The following is a 17432-nucleotide window of genomic DNA, read 5'->3' on the forward strand; positions in this document are numbered from 1 at the left end:
CTACTCCTTGCCGGAGTCCCTGTCGGAGCCGCCGACGGCGGCAGTCGCTTCTGCCCTGCGGCGCAGGTAGCGGCGGATGGCGAGTACCTCCAGAGCGGCAAGGGCGATCGCGAGCACCGCCAGTACGCCCCAGGTCACGTACTCCCAGGAGGCCCGCTGGGCCTGCGGCTGGCCGTTGTCGTAGATCCACGAGTTGGCCACCGTGTACAAGATGTTGTGCGCGGCCTCCCGCATGGCGATCACCCCGGTAGCAGAGGTGTTCTGCACGGAGTTGACGCCTATGTCGGTGGTAGCGAGCATCATGTCACCGCCGTTACGGGTGAGCTGGTCGGCATTCTGGTAACCGTAGCCTGCGAAGTAGTCCGTTAACGTCATACCACGGAAGCCCCACTCATCGCGCAGCACAGTCTGCTGCAGCTCGGGCATGGCACCGGCGTAGACGGTGCCGATGTAGTTGAAGGCCGTCATCACCGCGCCGGCACCGCCTTCCTTGATGCCGATCTCGAAGGACTTCAGGTAGATCTCGCGAATCGCCTGCTCATTGGACCAGGTGGCCAGCATGTTGGTGCGGTTGGTCTCCTGATCATTCATGGCGAAGTGCTTAATGAAGGCGTATACGCCCAGTTCCTTGGCGCCCTGGATCTCCCGGGCCACCTGCGTGCCAGCCAGGACCGGGTCCTCGGAGAAGTACTCGAAGTTACGGCCGGCGTAGGCGTAGCGGTGGGTGTTGGTGGCAGGCGCGTACCAGCCGGCCACGTCCATGTCGTGGGCCATGGTGCCGATCGCGGTGCCGAACTCGTGTGCCAGCTCCTGATTCCAGGTGGCGGCCACTGACACTGCCGACGGCAAACCAATGGAGCCCACGCCGGTGAAATTGTTGTTCAGCGAAGCGGGTCCGTCCACGTCCGAGACGCGCACCTTGCCTACAGAGTCCACGGCCACCGAGCCGTAGCCGCCGTTGGCGATCAGGGCGTTCATGTCGGCAACCGAGAGCTGGTCGAGCAGCTGGTCCCACTGCTCATCGTCGTAGTCCAGGCCATGCATGTCACCCAGGACCAGGCCGTTGCGCGCATCGGTGGTGGGCATCTCGTCGGTGTCGTCGTCGAAGGCCGTGGAGTCGTAGTTGGAGTTGGCGATGAAAGCGGCCTGGTGCTCCGCCGACATCTCCAGGTTGGTCGGGGCGGCCGTGGCCTGGTCATAGTTGGCGAAGGAATCCGCACGGGATAGGTAGGTGACATCGCCCGCGGCGGCGTCGAACTGGTTGGTCGCAACCGTGACGTCACCGGCGTGAGTGTTGTCCTCGGAGTCGTAGGTGATGGTCGCGTCGACCGTGAGACTCTGCGTGGCGATCACCGTGTGGGAGTCTGAGCGCACGGAGATCGTGTACTCGCCCTCTTCCAGCACGTAGGCCTTGGCATTCCGGTAGTCGTAGGAGGCCATGTCATCCTCGGCGAAGGTGAGGGTGACGGTCTCGGAGGCGCCGGGCTCGAGCAAGCCGGTCTTGCCGTAGGCGACCAGGTTCACGGCAGACTTCTCAATGCCGCCGTTGGTATAGGGGGCGGTGTAGTAGACCTGCACGACGTCCTTGCCGGCCACGTCCCCGGTGTTGGTGACGGTCACGTCGAGGCTGATGGCGCCGTCGGCATCACGGCTGAGCTCACCCATTTCCTGGGTGAAGGTGGTGTAAGACAGGCCGTAACCGAAGGGGTAGACCACCTGCGCGTCATAGTCGATGACTCCCTCGACGGCGGCGGTCTCATACCACCGGTAGCCGACGTAGATGCCCTCCACGTAGTTGACGAAGCCGGGGTAGGTGGTGCCCTCGGTGAAGGGTGAGGACTGGCCGTACTCCTCCATGTTGGTGTAAGTGAAGTCTCCGAAATTGTTGGCGACCGGGGACGCCTTCAGGTCCGCGACGAAGGTGTCAGGGGTCTTGGCGGAGGGGTTGACCTCGCCGTCGAGGATACGGCCCAGAGCGTTGAAGCCCACCTGGCCGCCGGGGATCGCCCAGATGATGGCGTCGATCTCGGGATCCGCCGCCAGGTCGGACAGGTCGAAGGCGTTGGCACCGTTGTAGACGACTACCACCGTCTCGGAGTTGTCCTTGGCCAGCTGGATCAGGTCGCGCTCGGGGGCTGTGAGTTCCAGGTAGCCCTGCCCGTCGGCGAAGTCGGTCTGGGTGGTGGAGTTGTCCGTGTAGGAGAAAGCGCCGTTAGCTGCCACCTCCGCGTTGACGTCAAGCGGCAGGTCGAATCCCTCACCACCGGAGCGGGCAATGGTTACCACCGAGGTGTCGGAGAAGTCCTGGATGGAGCTGACAAGGGCGTCGGTGTAGTCATCGGAGGTGGGCTCGGGCAAGGTCCAGTCGGCCGCGAACATGCCAACCTCAGGCCGCTCGGCACGGTAGCCGGTGTAGAAGTCGCTCAGCTCCGTGTTGGTCTGGAAGCCGGCGTTGTGCAGGCCGTCCAGCAGGGAGGTCGTGGGATTGTCAGGGGACAGTGAGCCGGAGCCGGTACCGCCGTAGACAGGGTTCGTGGAGGCCCAGCCTAGTACGTTGATGGCAGCGCCGTCCTGAAGCGGGAGGGTTGCTCCCTCATTCTTCAGCAGAACCATGCCCTCATCGGAGATCGTGTTGCCGAGTTCCTCCACAGTCGCCTTGGTCTGGTCGGTGAGCGTGCCGGAGCCTGAAGACAGATCCAGGATGGTCTTCAGACCGCCGTACATCATGCCGGTCACGGCAACCGCGACCACAACCACCGCGGCGATCCAGGTGGTAGAACGCACCAGCTTACGAGTCGGCGTGTTGAGTCTGCGCACGGCGACAGTGATGATGAGCGCCGCCAGCAGCGCCACACCGATGGTGATGAGCTGCGGGCGCAGGCTCGCCACTACATTCCATACGTCGTTCCAGTTGATCGACAACACTGCCGGGACACCTCTCTGTGTGTTCCTCGCAAAGAAGCGCAAGGAGGGGTGGGGAAGTTCACTGGCGGGCCGCAGTCCGCAGCGCCCACGCACTGGGCCTTCAGGGCCGCGACCCGCCGGTGATTGACATGCGATCCTATTTCAGCCGATGCCGAGCCGCGCGATCCTCACGACCGCTCGATCTGTCGGTTCGGATGCATAACCTGTCAGTGGGTTTCGAAGCCACGGCCCAGGAGGATCAATGGAAACCGCACGCATACTCATAATGATCGCCGCCTACGCGATTACCATCATCATGGTGATACTGACGCTCCCCCTGCTGCGGGGCAGAGCCCGCCCGGACAGGGCCCGCATCACCGAGCCCGCCCCGGGGACGGGGACTACCACCTACGAGTACCCCGTCCAGCGCCCCGGCGCTAGGCTCCTAATCGGCCTGGTCATCCTGTTTGGCTGTGGTGTCATCCTCCTGGTCCTGCTCGCCCTGCCCGTCATTGATGATCTGCGGGCCGCCGGGATCATCGCCGCCTCGGCTCTCCTGTGCGTCGGCTACTGCTGCTACACCCTGGCGATCTATCGCAACACCAGCCTTATCGACGCTCCCACGCTGATCGCCGGAACCGACTGGCGTGGCCGCGCCGTACAGATCCCCCACCAGGACATCGTCTCCTTCCGTAATACCGGCCAGCGCTCATCCCTCGTGTCCGACCAGCTCGGACGCAAGCTGCAGCTCAACATGAACTGGTTCTCCGCACCTAACCTGGCCCTCTACTTGCTTCGGGCCACCGCCGAGGGCCGTTTCCCGGGAAAGCGTCCGGGTGACCCGCGGGAGCTTGGTCGGGGCCTGAACCGGGTGCAGTCCGCGCTCAACTTCCAGTGCGCCAAGCCCCTACGCCAGGTACTGCTCCAGGGGCCGGCCGCCAATCCAGCGGCCTTCCGTCGCGATCCCACCGCGCCGGAGGGAACCGGGTGGACCGGACCGGAGTACGAGGCGTGGGTCGGCTCGGTGAACACCATCTTCTGGAGCTAGCACAGGCCTGTGCGGCGGGCAGCGCCTGCCACTGCCCGCCGCGGTTTGCCGCCCAAGGCCTGACCTGTCAGTCCGTAATCACGGTTCCGTCCAGGTGTAGACCGAAGCCGTAGTCGTAGGCGTTGCCAGCGGAGTCGGTGTAGGGCGTCAGGTCCCCGGGCACGTCCTCCTGGTTGGCCTCCACCGTGTCCATGTCGGCGGGGAACTGAATGGGTAGGCGCCCATTGGACTCGTGCAGTCCGAGCGCGACCCGTATCAGCGCCTCGTCGGCGACGCCGAAACCCACCACGATGGCATCGGCCCGCGCTTCGAATTCCGCAGGAACCACCGGGTTGGTGGCCTTCAGCGCCACAACGACGGGAATGTCCCTGCCCGAGGCGGCCACCGCATCGGCGGCACGGTTAATGGCGTCCAGATCCGCAGCATTGGAGATCTGGGAGCGAGCACCGTAGTAGGAGCGGTTCTCCCTGCTGCCGTCGTCGCGGACATCCCCGGAGATCGAGGTGCGGCGCACATTATCGCCGTCAGCCGTGTAGGTGCCGTATTGGAGTGACAGCGGGTACCAGCTGTCCTGCTCCTCGTTCCACCCGGCCTTGGAGAAACTGGTGCCGTTGATCGGCGAGCGCATGCCCACCAACACCAGGTCAACATCGGCCAGGTCGGGGGCGGTGTATCCGGTTACGCGGCCCTCGGAGTCGTATTCGACCTCATCGGTCACGACCTCGCCGAAGTACTGTGCGGCCGTGTCGACGTCAAGGGATGGCCCCTCGGTGTACTCCGCCTCAGTGAAGGCGCTATTGAATCCGGTGTCATAGGTCTGTGGGATGTAGACGGTCTTGTCCGACCAGTCCGCCTGCGGGTCCAGGGTGATGGCGCCATCGTTCTTGAGCGTGACGATCGAGTTCAGCTGCGCCTCCTGGCCGGCGTCGACCTTGTCCTGTGAACCCACCTGTGCCTGGGATGCGGCCGGGTCCAGGAAGGGGTTGTCGAAGGCGCCGATGTTGAAGGACATGGTCAAGATACGGGCCGCGGACTGCTGCCAGCGGGTGCGGGCGTCCACGTCCAGGTTGCCGGCATCATAGGCGGTCTGCCACATGTCATAGGCGGCAAGCACCGGGGCGGCGTCGTTGTTACCGCCGAACATGTCGGTGCCGTTCTTGATGATCTCAAAGTGGCGCTCCTCTACGCTCAGGTCCTCCGCGCCCCAACCCGTGGCAATCACCGGGTCATCAGGGTCGGTGGTAGCACGAGTAACGCCCCAGTCGGTGACTACGACGCCGTCGTAGGAGTTGCCCTCACGCAGTTCCCTGAGCTTGCCGTCGTCATAGGAGGAACCCTTCCTTTGGGCGTACTCAGGTTCGCCGTCACCGCCCAGGGTGATGGAGTAGGAGGTCATCACCGCCGAGGAGTCCAGTGCCTGCTGGAACACCGCCCTGTGCTCGGCGGAGTTGCCACCCACCATGACCTCGTACTTGCCCGCGTTGGTGTGGGACTCACGCCCACCCTCGCCGGCGCCGTCCCCAGGCCAGTGCTTGATCATGGTGGCCACCGAGTCCTCGCCCCAGGCGGCCTCACCGCCGGCTTCGGCGTAGGTCCCCTGAAAACCGGCTACATAGTTGGCCGCCATGGTCCCGGCCATCTCTGAGTTCTCCCCGAAGGTGCCTGCCACGCGCAGCCAGCGCGGTTCTGTGGCCAGGTCAATCTGGGGAGACAGGGCGGTGCCAATGCCGAGGCTCTTGTACTCCTGGGAGGCCATCTGACCGAATTGGAGCACCGTGTCGGGGTCGAAGGTAGCTGCCAGCCCTAGTGATCCAGGCCAACTGGAGATCTCGCCGACGCCCGTGAAGGAGCCGTCTCCAGAGGCGTCCGAACGCGGGTCGGAGGAGAAATTGACCGGAATGTAGGGGGTGTCGGCCGTGGCGAGGGTCTCCACATAGGCCTGCATCTGGTTGACCCACTGCACGTTTGCGGTCACATCCGAGCCGCCCGCATTGAGCACCGCCCGCAGGTAGGACTCGGACAGGTACTCCTGCTGCTCAGTCGTCAGCCCGTCCTCGGGTGCGCGCTCGTGCGCGGAGAAGAGCATCAACCCGGCCATCTGCTCCTTGGACAGGCCGACGGCGTAGTCGGCGGCGCGCTCGCTGCCCTCCAGACGCCAGTCCTCGGCCGGGTCGAGTTCACCATTGCCGTTGAAGTCCTTGAAGGCGTAGGTGTACTCGCCGTCGGTCTGCTCAATGATGGTCATACCGCCGTCGGCGGAGTAGGTCAGCACCTGACCGCCATTGGGGTTGACGACGCGGATGAAGTGCGTCTGGCCATCGTCCACTTCCTGGGTGATATAGGTGTTGCCGTCGTTCTCGAGGGTGGCGGATGCAGTCGCATCGGCAGTGGAACCGCCTGAGGTGCATCCCGCCAGGGCCAGGGCAGCCGTCAGCATGGCGGCGGCCGGGATTCTTATTCGCTTGATCCTCATTGATCTCTCCTTGCAGGGTTTCGATGACCGCCCCGGTGGGCGAAGGTCATCCGCTCGGACCAGGCATCGGCAGGCACGACGTCGAGGAACTCCTAACCGCAATTGTGAGTACTAGCGCCGTGTCGGTGCCTGCACAGGGAGGCCCGAACTTCGAGCATTCTATGAGATGCAGCTCATACCAGACGGAAACTTAAGCGCAATCTGTCGGCTGCGACGCATAACCTGCGCCGCTGCGGAACCACTTACGACCACGCCGCCGTGGTCCCGCCATATGAGACACCAGGGCGTGCTTTTGCCCGCAGGTGGGAACGTCTCTAACCTCGCGAAGGCGAGCGCCGTCGGCGATGGAACCAGTTCAGGAGGACTCAGTGCCCACCCAAGCCGATCCGCAGGCAGCCCCGCCTGGGGCCGCCCCCACCGCCAACCGCGTACCCACCGGGCCGCTCGGGCCCGACGCACCCGGTTACACCCCTCCCCCGCCAGGCGCCGACCTGCCCCGCGAAACGCTTCTGCCCGCCTACTTCGGGCGCTTCGGCGGTCAGGAGGTCCCCTCCGAGCTGCTGCCCGCGCTGGACGAGCTTGAGGCCGCCTACACCGAGGCCGTGGCCGACCCGGCCTTCGAGGCCGAATTGGCGGAGCTGCGCACCACCTACTTGGGGCGGGAGACCCCCATCTTCGAGTGCCGCCATCTGCCGCTTTCCGGCGGGGCCCGCATACTGCTTAAGCGGGAGGACCTCGCTCACGGCGGCGCGCACAAGGGCAACAACGCCCTCGGCCAGGCGCTGTTGGCCAAGCGCATGGGTAAGCGCCGGCTGATTGCGGAGACCGGCGCCGGCCAGCACGGCACCGCCACCGCCATGGTGGCGGCACTGATGGGCATGGAGTGCACCATTTACATGGGCGCGCACGATGTGGAGCGGCAGCGCCCCAATGTAGAGCGCATGGAGTTGATGGGCGCCACCGTGGTGCCGGTAACCGCCGGGCAGGCGGGCCTGAAGGATGCGATCGACGCCGCCCTGGCGCAGTGGTGCACCCGCCTGGAAGACACGTTCTATCTGATGGGATCGGCCACCGGGCCGCATCCCTTCCCCTCGATCGTGCGGCACTTCCAGGAAGTGATCTCCAACGAGTCCCGCCGCCAGGTCCGGCAGCGCTACGGGGCCCTACCCGACGCCGTCATCGCCTCGGTGGGCGGCGGCTCCAACGCCATCGGAGCCTTCGCCGCCTACCTTGACGACCCGTCGGTGCAGCTGATCGGCGTGGAGCCGGCCGGGCGGGGCCTGGGAACCGGTGAGCACGGCGCCCCGATCAACGCCGGCCGCACCGGCGTGCTACATGGCATGCGCTCTTTCGTCATGCTCGACGACGACGGCGCCGTCCTGCCCTCGCACTCGGTGTCCGCCGGGCTCGACTACCCTTCGGTCGGCCCCGAGCACGCCTACCTGGCGGATACAGGGCGGGCAACCTATGTTGCCGTCACCGACGCCGAGGCGCTGGAGGCCTTCCGCCTGCTCAGCCGCCACGAAGGCATCATCCCCGCCATGGAGTCGGCGCACGCCCTCGCCCAGGCGCTGAAGATCGCCCGCGGTCACGCCGAGCGGACGGCGCCGGGCGAACCCGACGCCGTCCCGCTGCTGCTGGTGAATCTGTCCGGCCGTGGTGACAAGGACATGGACGAGGTGCGCGAGCACTTGTCCTGACTGCGGTACCCGTCTCCGGCCTGTGCTCTTCTTCAGCAGCTCACTGGTCGCTCGCCCGTGCCTTGGCCCGCTTGGAACGCCACCGCAGCACCACCGCCGTCATCGCACCGACGCACAGCAGGCCGGTCACCACATCAATGATGATCGCCATCCTGGTCAGCCGGTCGATGCCGCCTTCATCGGTCTCCACGGTGTAGTTGCCGGAGTTGGCCACGGTGTACAGCACGTTCTTCGAGGCCTGCCGCAGCGCCGTGACCATGGTCGGTGAGTCCAGGTTCTCTATCTCCGAGCGGGCCTGGGTGCCCATGCCGAGCATGATGTCGTTGCCGTTGAGCACCGAGTCCATGGTCATCTGGTAACCGTATGAGCCGTACCAGTCCGTGAGCACCATGCCCTCGAAGCCCCACTCATCGCGCAGGACTCCGTTGAGCAGATCGGCATTGGCACCGGCGTAGCGGTTGCCGATGAAGTTGAAAGCGGACATGACCGCGTACGGCCCCTCCTGCCGGTTCTTCACCACGATCTCGAAGGGCCTGAGGTAGATCTCCCGTATCGTCTGCTCGGTGGCGAAGGTCTGCAACAGCGTGCAGCGGTTGATCTCCTGGTCATTCATCGCGAAGTGCTTGATGTAGGGGTATACGCCCTTGGCCGCTGCGGCGTTCGAGGTGGCCGAGGCGATCTCGCCTGCCAGCACGCCGTCCTCGGAGTAGTACTCGAAGTTGCGGCCGCCGAAGGCGGTGCGGTGCATGTTCATGCCGGGGCCGTACCAGCCGTAGATGTGCGCATCGACGAACTCCTGGGCGATGCCGGCCCCCACCTCTGCCCCCAGCTCCTTGTTCCAGGTCTGGGCCACGAGCACCTCCGCCGGATAGGGAGTGCCCATGACACCGATCACCCAGTCATTCAGGCCGGCGGGACCATCGGAGTCGAGCATGGCCCGCTTGTCGATAGAGCCGACCGCAACCGTCTGGAAACCGCCGACGGCGACCAACTCGGACATCTCCTCGACGGTGAGCTGGTCCAACAGGCGCTCCCACTGCTCATCGTCATAGGCCAGGCCGGTCATGTCGCGTAGGCTCAGGTCGCCGTTAGCACCGGTGGTGGGCATAACCGCCTCCGGATCCTCGTGGTCGGCCGGGTTGTAATTGGCCACCGAGTAGGAGTCGATGAAGGCCTTCTCCTCCTCCGTCATGGTCAGGTCCTGCGCGCTCGGCGCGGCGGTTGCTGCGGCGTAGTTCGCGAATCCGCCCGCTCGTGACAGGTAGGTGACATCATGGGCGGAGTAATCCTCGAATCGGTTCGTGGCCGCCTCACCGTCAGAGGCGCGCCCATCGGCGGAGTAGTCAATGTCCGCCTCCACCGTGAAGGTCTGCGAGTCCAACACGGTGTGGGAGTCCGAACGCGCCGAGATGGTGTACTCGCCAGCCTCCAACACGTAGCCGCCGCCCTCGGTCTTAATGGCGGAGGAGTCGTAGGAGGCCAGCTTCTCCTTAGGGATCACGAAGTCTATCGCCTGAGTCGCACCGGGATCGAGCAGCTCGGTCTTGGCGAAGTCGACCAGGTTGACGGAGGCCTTCTCAATGCCGCCGTTGGTGTACGGCGGCGTGGAGTACAACTGAACCACGTCCTTGCCGGCCGTATCCCCAGTGTTCGTGACGGTGACCGTCACCTGCACATCGTCTCCGTCGGCGTTGAAGGCGGTGATCTCATGGCCAAAGTCGGTGAAGGACAGCCCGTAGCCGAAGGGGTAGCGCACGGCGGCGTCGTAGTCGAAGCCCTCCACCGCATCGTCGTGGGCGGTTTCGTAGTAACGGTAGCCGACGTAGATGCCCTCGTTGTAGCTTACGCGTCCCAGTACGCCCTGGAAGCCGGGGTCGGCGGCGGTGTACTGCTCCACCAGATCGTCAACGTTCGTGTAGGTGAAGTTGCCGAAGTTGTTGTAGGCGGGAGTGGAGGTCAGGTCGTTGATAAACATGTCCACGGTACGTCCGGAGGGGTTGACCTGACCGGACAGGATCCGCCCCAGCGCCCCCATGGCGTTCTGACCGGTTCCGGGCGCAAGCAGCACGGACTTGATGGAGGGATACTCGTCCAACCAGTCCAGCTCCATGGTGTTGTTGGAGTTGATCAGGACGATCACCTGGGAGAAGTTGTCGTTGACGATCTGCAGCATGTCCTTCTCGGTGCGCGAGAGCTGCAGGTAGTGCTGCCCGGCCTCGAAGTCGTCGTAGTCGCCGTTATTGGTGTACTCGGAGTCGAAATAGCGGTATCGCTCATTGCCACCGGCAACGGTGTTGGCCATCTCGGCGTAGTCGCCGTCGATGACCGCCTTCATGTCGGTGGGCAGATCCTGCCCCTCACCGCCGGAGCGGGCCAGGACGACCACGGCGGTGTCCGAGAAGTCCTTGGCCTCGTCAAGCACCTCATCGGTGTAGACCGCTGCCGTCGGCTCCGGCAAAGTCCAGTCGGTGAAGCCGATGGTGCCGGTGGTACCAAGGGACTCACGAGTGTCCCGGTAAGCGGTGTAAATCTCGGTCAACGTGTCGTTGGTGGCGTAGCCGGCATCGTGCAGGGAGTCCAGCACGCCGGTGGCGCTCGACATATCGGCCGCCCCGGAGCCGGTGCCGCCGTAGATGGGAATGGTCGAGGCCCAGCCGAAGACGTTGAGGTTGGTGGTTTCGGCGGGCAGCGGCAGCAGGTCGTCGTCGTTCTCCGCAAGGACGAAGCCCTCGTCGCCTACCCGGCCGATGATCTCTTCGGAGGCGGCACGCGAGGCCTGTGAGACACTGCCCTGGCCGTTCACGAGGATCGATACGGTCGAGTGGAGCGGACCGAATACCACTAGGTTGCCGATAACGACGACGGACAACACGGTGGCCAGGCCGGCTCCCCAGCGCCATAGATGGCGGTCGCCCTTCTTGGCCAGCCAGTGGGCGCCGATGGCTACGGCGATCGCAGCCAGGATGATGGCGAGGAGGGCGTAGATGTAGCCGGAGCATTCGTGGACGTATGTCTCGACGTCAGCCGGCGCAACTCCCATGCCTCCAAGGATCGGCGTCAGGATGTTGATGAGGAGTTGGAGCACGTTACTCTCCTATGAGCAGTCGGGAACAGTGGGTGGGGTCGTGGGGCGCCGCGCGCACGGCGCCGATTGAGCCAACATTGGCGGCTACCACTTTATGACGCCCGTCACCCGCAAGAGGCTGGCGGCGCATAATCTGCCCACCGCGCCGCATATCCTGTCCCCTGTTCCCCTCATGATCATGGTGCTCGCCCGTGCCGCCACCGCCCCGGTCCCGTCTCACCACGTGTCACCGATTTGGACCTGCCCACTTCCCGTTCTACTGTTCCCCCCGTGAACGTGCTCCGCACCAGCCAGTGGTGGTGGCTCCTCAACGGGCGAGCCACTAGTGCCGCGTAGCCGGCGCCGGATCATAAGAGCTCGCCACCAGGCGGGCTCTTCGCATACGGGGCGGCTCCCACTGGTGGCACCAATCAGGAAGGCAACCGATGACGCTACCCCAGCCCACCGTGCTGACGCGGTCGGTGCGCTATCAGGATGATGCCGGCCGGCTGCTGGAGTACCTGGCGCGGGCAGGCCTGATCGCCACCGCACAGGACACCGACGGCCCGCGCCCTCTGGATGCGGTCCTATTGGAATCCGTCGACATCGCCACGAAGGTTTCGCGCACCACCATTGCCGTCCTTCAATCCTCTGCCCGGCTGACCTGCCAGGGACGCAGTGTTACCGTCGAGGCCCTCCCCCAGGCGCCCGCCGACGGCGCCGCCGCCCTGGACCGGCTGCGCTCCGCCCTTCCCGTGCACATCACCGCCGAGGCCGCAGACAGTCTCACCCTCACCTTCCCTCCCGTGGCCGAAGACCTGGAGGAGCGCGAGCGCCTCAAGGCCACCTCCACCATTGAGCCGCTGCGCGTGCTGGCGGCTACCGGCGTGGACCACCCGCACCTGCCGCTGGAGGCGGGCGTGTTCGCCTTCGACTATTTGGCCACCTTCGAGGCGCTGCCTGAGGTGACGATGGGCACCAACACCTGCCCCGACTACCTCTTCTACGACGCCCGTATCATCTTGGTGATCGATCACCCCACCCGCACGGCCACACTGGTGGGGGCCTCCGTTGACGCCGCCGACTTGGCCGCCAACATGGATGCGTTGGCCGCCGCAGCCGACGCCCTCGCGGAACGGGCGCCCGCCGCCCACGCCGCAGACCCCGCGCCTGCGGGGCGGGCCGCCGCGGCGGATACCCGTCCGGTCCTGCATGCCGTGCCCACGCAGTCCGACGCCGACTATGCCGCCGTGGTGGAGTCCATGAAGGAGTCCATCGCCGCCGGGGACGTCTACCAGGTGGTGCCGGCCCGTGGCTTCACCCTGCCCTGCCCCGACGCGCTGGCCGCCTACCACGCTCTACGCACATCCAACCCGAGCCCGTATATGTTCTACGTCGGCGCCCCGGACTTCGAACTGCTGGGCGCATCCCCGGAGTCCGCGCTGCTGCACTCGGCCAAGACCGGGCAGGTAGCTATCCGGCCCATTGCCGGTACCCGCCCGCGGGGCCTGGCGCCCGACGGCGCCGTCGACCACGAGCGGGATACGCGCCTGGAGTTGGAACTGCGCACCGACGCCAAGGAGGTCGCCGAGCATGTGATGCTGGTGGACCTGGCCCGCAACGACGTCGCCCGGGTATCGGTCCCCGGCACCCGCAGGGTCGAGGACCTGTTGCGCGTAGACCGCTACAGCCGGGTGATGCACCTGGTATCGGAGGTATCCGGGCAGCTGGCCCCAGACCTCGATGCCCTGGACGCCTTCCGCGCCTCTATGACCATGGGCACCCTTACCGGCGCCCCCAAGCTGCGGGCCGCCGAGCTGATCCGCGAGGCCGAGGGGGTGCGCCGCGGCAGCTACGGCGGCTCGGTCGGCTACTTCCGGGGCGACGGTGAACTGGACACCTGCATCGTCATCCGCTCCGCCTTCGTGCGCGCGGGCACCGCCCTGGTACAGGCCGGCGCGGGCGTGGTAGCAGACTCGGTTCCCGCCGCCGAGGCCGCCGAGACCATGCACAAGGCCAGTGCGGTGCTGGCGGCCGTCGCCGCCTCCCAGGGAGCGGAGCTCGTCATCGACACGGACATCGACCCCGACGCGGACGAGGCCCCAGCCCCCGCGGCCGCCGCCCGGGAAGAGAGGCGCTGACATGCACGTGGTCCTGCTCGACAACCGCGACTCCTTCGTCTACAACCTGGTCGACCAGTTCGCCTCCCTGGGAGCGAGCATCAAGGTCTACCGCAACACGGCCCCGGTCTCAACGGTGCTGCGGGCGCTGCGGGCGGAACCGGATACAGCCCGATGCCCCGGACGTGGCGAACGCCCGGTGCTGTGCCTGTCCCCCGGCCCGGGACACCCGCGCACCTCCGGGAGCCTGATGGAACTCATCGACGCCGCCATTGCGCACGCCGTCCCCACGCTGGGCATCTGCCTGGGCTTCCAGGCGATTGTCGAGGCCTGCGGTGGGACCGTTGACCGGGTTGGTCCCGTGCACGGCCGCAGCGTGCGCGTGGAGGTGACCGGGGCCGGACGCACCGACCCGGCCTTCGAGTCTCTGCCCGACGGCCGCCTGGACGTGGCCCGCTACCACTCACTGGGCACCCGCGCGCTGCCCGCGGCGCTGACGCCGCTGGCGGTGACCGGAGCCGAAGATCCTGTCGGTCCCGGCGTGGTCATGGCCGCCCGCCACCGCACCCGCCCCGTCGTAGGGCTGCAGTTCCATCCCGAATCCGTCCTCACGCCGCAAGGACCCGCAATCCTGCAGGCGCTTACCGCGGACCTCGCCCGGGCGGCCACCACCTGAGCCCGCTGTTTTCCGCACCACTTTCCCGTTATTTCCAACCTCGTCTGCAAGGAGCACAGCATGACCCCCGCACCCGCAGAGAACAACGCCATCAATACCGTGAATACTGCTACTGCAATCGCCGACGCCGAGGACGCCCACCGCCTGCTACGTGAGGTGATTCAGGGCAAGCGCCTGACCCAGGACGAGACCGGCGTTGTCTTTGCCGCGCTCGGTGCCGGCGACCTGTCCGAGGCCGAGACCGCCGCCCTGCTGGCCGCCCTGCACGCCCGCGGCGAGACCGCCGACGAGGTGGCCGGCGCCGCGAGCGCCTTCCGTGACGCCGCCCGCCCCTTCCCCGAGGTCACCTTCCCGCTGGTGGATGTGGTCGGCACCGGCGGCGACGGCGTGGGCACCATCAACATCTCCACCGGCGCCGGCATCGTGGCGGCCTCCATGGGTGTGTCCGTGGCCAAGCACGGCAACCGGGCCGTGTCCTCCAAGACCGGGGCCGCCGACGTCGTCGCCGCCCTGGGCCTGCCCCTGGACGTCACCCCGGAGCAGGCGGTGGAGATCCTGGCGCGCGACCACTTCACCTTCCTGTTCGCCCAGGCCTACCACCCGGCCATGCGGCACGTCGCCCCGATCCGCAAGGCCCTGGCCACGCCCACAATCTTCAACGTGCTGGGCCCCCTGCTCAACCCCGCCCACCTGACCTACCAGCTGATGGGTGTTGCCAACCCGGACATCCTCGACATGATCGCCCAGACCATGGTCAAGCTGGGTCGCAAGCGGGCCCTGATCGTGCACGGCGCCGGCACCGATGAGATCGCCGTGCACGGGGCCACCCAGGTGCGGGAAGCTACCCCGCGCGGGGTGAAGGCATACGAGGTCACGCCAGAGGAACTGGGCGTGTCCACCTACACCCTTGAGGATGTGCTGGGCGGCGAGCCGGAGGAGAACGCCGCCCTGCTGCGGGAGGTCTTCGCCGGCCGGGGCGAGCCGGCGCACCGCGACGCAATCGCCGTCAACGCCGGGGCCCTGCTGTACCTGGCCGGACCGGCCGACAACCTGGCCGACGGCACCCGTATGGCCCTGGACCAGCTGGCCAGCGGCCGGGTCGCCGAGCACCTGGACTCCATGACCAAGGCGCAGTCCAAGGCTGGGCAGACCCGATGAGCGCCGCCACCCCGTCCTCCGGCACCGCCGACCGGCCGCAGCTGCGGCCCGTAGACGAACGACTGATCGCCACCGGCACCGTCCTGGATACGATCGTGGCCGCGCGGCGCGAGCGCCTGCCCGAGCTGCGCGCCCGCTTCGGGCACCTGCGCGCCGAGCAGCTGGAGCCGTCCCGGCGTTCCTTCGCCGACGCCCTGCGCACCCGCTCCGGCAAGCACGTGAGCCCGCGTCCCGCCCTGATCATGGAGTGCAAGTCTGCCTCGCCCTCGCGCGGCACCATCCGCTCCAACTACGACCCGGCCTCGCTGGCCCGCGCCTACGCGCCGTGGGCGGCGGCCGTGTCGGTGCTGACCGAGCCGGACCGCTTCAACGGCTCCTTCGAGGACCTGGCCGCCGTGCGCGCAGTGGTCGACGTGCCGGTGCTGTGCAAGGACTTCATCGTCGATCCGGTCCAGGTGCTGGCCGCCCGCAGCCTGGGGGCGGACGCGATCCTGCTGATGCTCTCGGTGGTGCCCGACGACGTCTACGCCGAGCTGGCGCAGCTGGCGCACTCGCTGGGCATGGAGGTGCTCACGGAGGTGTCCACCCAGGAGGAGATGCACCGGGCCACCGCCCTGGGGGCGCGGGTGATCGGCATCAATAACCGCGACCTGCGCACCCTGGCCACCGACATCTCCCGCACGGAGCAGATGGCGCCGCTGGCGCCGTCGGGCGTGGTGCTGGTGGGCGAGTCCGGGGTGGAGACCGCCGACGACGTGCGGCGTCTGGCCGGGCAGGTGGACGCCCTGCTGATCGGCTCGGCCCTGTCCGCGGCCCCCGACCCGGGAGTGGTGGCCGAGGCGCTGGCCACCGCCGTGCCCATGCCCACAAGGGATGCGGCGCGCCCCGCTGCCGCGGACGCCGTCGAGCCCAGTGGCGGCGCAACAGACGCGGTCCCGGTGCGCCGGGAGCACGCCGACCACACGCACCCGCGGCTGAGTGCCTACTTCGGCCCCTACGGCGGCCAGTACGTGCCCGAGCTGCTGATCCCCGCACTGGACCAGCTCGAGGATGCCTTTATCGACGCCCAGTCGGACCCGTCCTTCGCCGCCGAGCTGGACGAGCTCCTGCGCCGCTACCTGGGGCGCCCCACCCCGGTGACCGAGTTGCACAACTTGCCCCGCGAGGGCAACGCCCGCATCTTCCTCAAGCGGGAGGACCTGGTGCACGGCGGCGCCCACAAGGGCAACCAGGTGCTGGGGCAGGCGCTGCTGGCCAAGCGCATGGGCAAGACCCGCATCATCGCCGAGACGGGCGCCGGCCAGCACGGCACCGCCACCGCCATGGTGTGCGCCCTGCTGGGTCTGGACTGCACCATCTACATGGGTGCCACCGACGTGGTGCGGCAGGCCGCCAATGTGGAGCGCATGGAGCTGATGGGGGCGCGGGTGGTGCCCGTGGCCAGTGGCGCCGGCACCCTGAAGGACGCCGTCAACGAGGCCCTGCGCGACTGGACCGCCTCCTTCGCCACCACCCACTACCTGCTGGGCACGGCCGCCGGGGCACACCCCTTCCCCACAATCGTGCACGAATACCACCGCTGCATCTCTATTGAGGCGCGCGCCCAGATCCTGGCCCTGACCGGGCGGCTGCCCGATCAGGTGATCGCCTGCGTGGGCGGCGGCTCGAACGCGATCGGCATGTTCTCCGAGTTCATCGACGACGTCGGCGTCGGCCTGATCGGGGTGGAGCCGGCCGGCGAGGGGCTGGACACGCCCCGCAACGGCGCCCCCATCAACAATGGCACCACCGGCATTCTCCACGGCGCCCGCAGCTACCTGATGCGCACCCTGGAGGGACAGGTGGAGGAGTCCTTCTCCGTGTCGGCGGGGCTGGACTACCCCGGCGTCGGTCCCGAGCACGCCTGGCTGGCCGACTCCGGGCGCGCCCGGTACTTGGCCATCACCGACGACGAGGCGGTGGAGGCCTTCCGGCTGCTGAGCCGCTGGGAGGGCATCATCCCGGCCCTGGAGTCCGCCCACGCGCTCGCCCAGGCACTGAAGATTGCGCGCGAGACGCCCGCCGACGCGCCCACCCCGCACCTGCTGGTGTGCCTGTCGGGGCGCGGGGACAAGGACCTGGAGCAGGTGCGCATGCGCCTGGGCGGAAGCTTCTCCGAGGACTCCGCCGTTGCCCGGGCCGCCGCCATGGTCGAGGAAATGGGCAAGCGCACCGAGTACCTGTCGCTGACGCGCACCGGGGCGGCCACCGCACCGTCTACGCCGAGCCATGTGCCAGAGGAGGCCTGAA

General features: G+C 67.1%; 9 protein-coding genes. 6 read left to right on the top strand and 3 right to left on the bottom strand.

The annotated features are described in order from the left end of the window. Positions 1-2925, bottom strand: coding sequence for a glycoside hydrolase family 3 C-terminal domain-containing protein (locus CWT10_RS09310; RefSeq protein WP_103061484.1), 2925 nt, complete (start codon positions 2923-2925; stop codon positions 1-3). Between the two features lie 241 nt (positions 2926-3166). Here CWT10_RS09310 and CWT10_RS09315 point away from each other — a divergent pair, with 241 nt between their 5' ends. Continuing rightward, positions 3167-3952 carry a hypothetical protein gene (locus CWT10_RS09315; RefSeq protein WP_103061483.1) on the top strand — a complete coding sequence of 262 codons (786 nt, stop codon included), beginning with the start codon at positions 3167-3169 and terminating at the stop codon, positions 3950-3952. Positions 3953-4019: 67 nt separating this feature from the next. Here CWT10_RS09315 and CWT10_RS09320 read toward each other — a convergent pair whose 3' ends face one another. Then, positions 4020-6425 (bottom strand): glycoside hydrolase family 3 N-terminal domain-containing protein, encoded by a 2406-nt coding sequence (locus tag CWT10_RS09320; protein WP_103061482.1) that lies wholly within the window; start codon positions 6423-6425, stop codon positions 4020-4022. 368 nt (positions 6426-6793) lie between these two features. Between CWT10_RS09320 and trpB (CWT10_RS09325) the strand changes: the two genes are divergently transcribed. After that, positions 6794-8125, top strand: a complete 1332-nt coding sequence (gene trpB, locus CWT10_RS09325) for a tryptophan synthase subunit beta (protein ID WP_416171665.1) — start codon at positions 6794-6796, stop codon at positions 8123-8125. A gap of 40 nt (positions 8126-8165) precedes the next feature. Here trpB (CWT10_RS09325) and CWT10_RS09330 read toward each other — a convergent pair whose 3' ends face one another. Beyond that, the gene (locus CWT10_RS09330; RefSeq protein ID WP_199176278.1) at positions 8166-11210 is read right to left on the bottom strand and encodes a glycoside hydrolase family 3 protein; all 3045 of its coding nucleotides are present in this window, start codon (positions 11208-11210) and stop codon (positions 8166-8168) included. Between the two features lie 425 nt (positions 11211-11635). Here CWT10_RS09330 and CWT10_RS09335 point away from each other — a divergent pair, with 425 nt between their 5' ends. From CWT10_RS09335 to trpB (CWT10_RS09350), 4 genes are read left to right on the top strand one after another with little or no spacing between them, the layout of a single operon-like run. After that, complete coding sequence (locus tag CWT10_RS09335; RefSeq protein ID WP_103061480.1) at positions 11636-13330, top strand: anthranilate synthase component 1; 1695 nt, start codon at positions 11636-11638, stop codon at positions 13328-13330. 1 nt (position 13331) lies between these two features. Beyond that, entirely contained in the window at positions 13332-13985 is a 654-nt protein-coding gene (locus CWT10_RS09340) for an anthranilate synthase component II (RefSeq protein ID WP_103061479.1), read from the top strand. Positions 13986-14045: 60 nt separating this feature from the next. Then, the gene (gene trpD, locus CWT10_RS09345) at positions 14046-15143 is read left to right on the top strand and encodes an anthranilate phosphoribosyltransferase (RefSeq protein WP_103061478.1); all 1098 of its coding nucleotides are present in this window, start codon (positions 14046-14048) and stop codon (positions 15141-15143) included. Beyond that, positions 15140-17431 (top strand): tryptophan synthase subunit beta, encoded by a 2292-nt coding sequence (gene trpB / locus CWT10_RS09350; RefSeq protein ID WP_103061477.1) that lies wholly within the window; start codon positions 15140-15142, stop codon positions 17429-17431. The genes trpD and trpB (CWT10_RS09350) overlap by 4 nt, the downstream gene beginning before the upstream one ends. Position 17432 lies beyond the last annotated feature (1 nt).

This window comes from Actinomyces qiguomingii, from assembly GCF_004102025.1.
In the GTDB taxonomy this organism is placed as follows: Bacteria; Actinomycetota; Actinomycetes; order Actinomycetales; family Actinomycetaceae; genus Actinomyces; species Actinomyces qiguomingii.

What these genes read in the sequence shown, in the direction of transcription:
- CWT10_RS09315 (WP_103061483.1), top strand. Translation starts at nt 3,167, where the DNA reads ATGGAAACCGCACGCATACTCATAATGATCGCCGCCTACGCGATTACC.
- CWT10_RS09320 (WP_103061482.1), bottom strand. Translation starts at nt 6,425, where the DNA reads ATGAGGATCAAGCGAATAAGAATCCCGGCCGCCGCCATGCTGACGGCT.
- CWT10_RS09335 (WP_103061480.1), top strand. Translation starts at nt 11,636, where the DNA reads ATGACGCTACCCCAGCCCACCGTGCTGACGCGGTCGGTGCGCTATCAG.
- CWT10_RS09340 (WP_103061479.1), top strand. Translation starts at nt 13,332, where the DNA reads ATGCACGTGGTCCTGCTCGACAACCGCGACTCCTTCGTCTACAACCTG.
- trpD (WP_103061478.1), top strand. Translation starts at nt 14,046, where the DNA reads ATGACCCCCGCACCCGCAGAGAACAACGCCATCAATACCGTGAATACT.
- trpB (WP_103061477.1), top strand. Translation starts at nt 15,140, where the DNA reads ATGAGCGCCGCCACCCCGTCCTCCGGCACCGCCGACCGGCCGCAGCTG.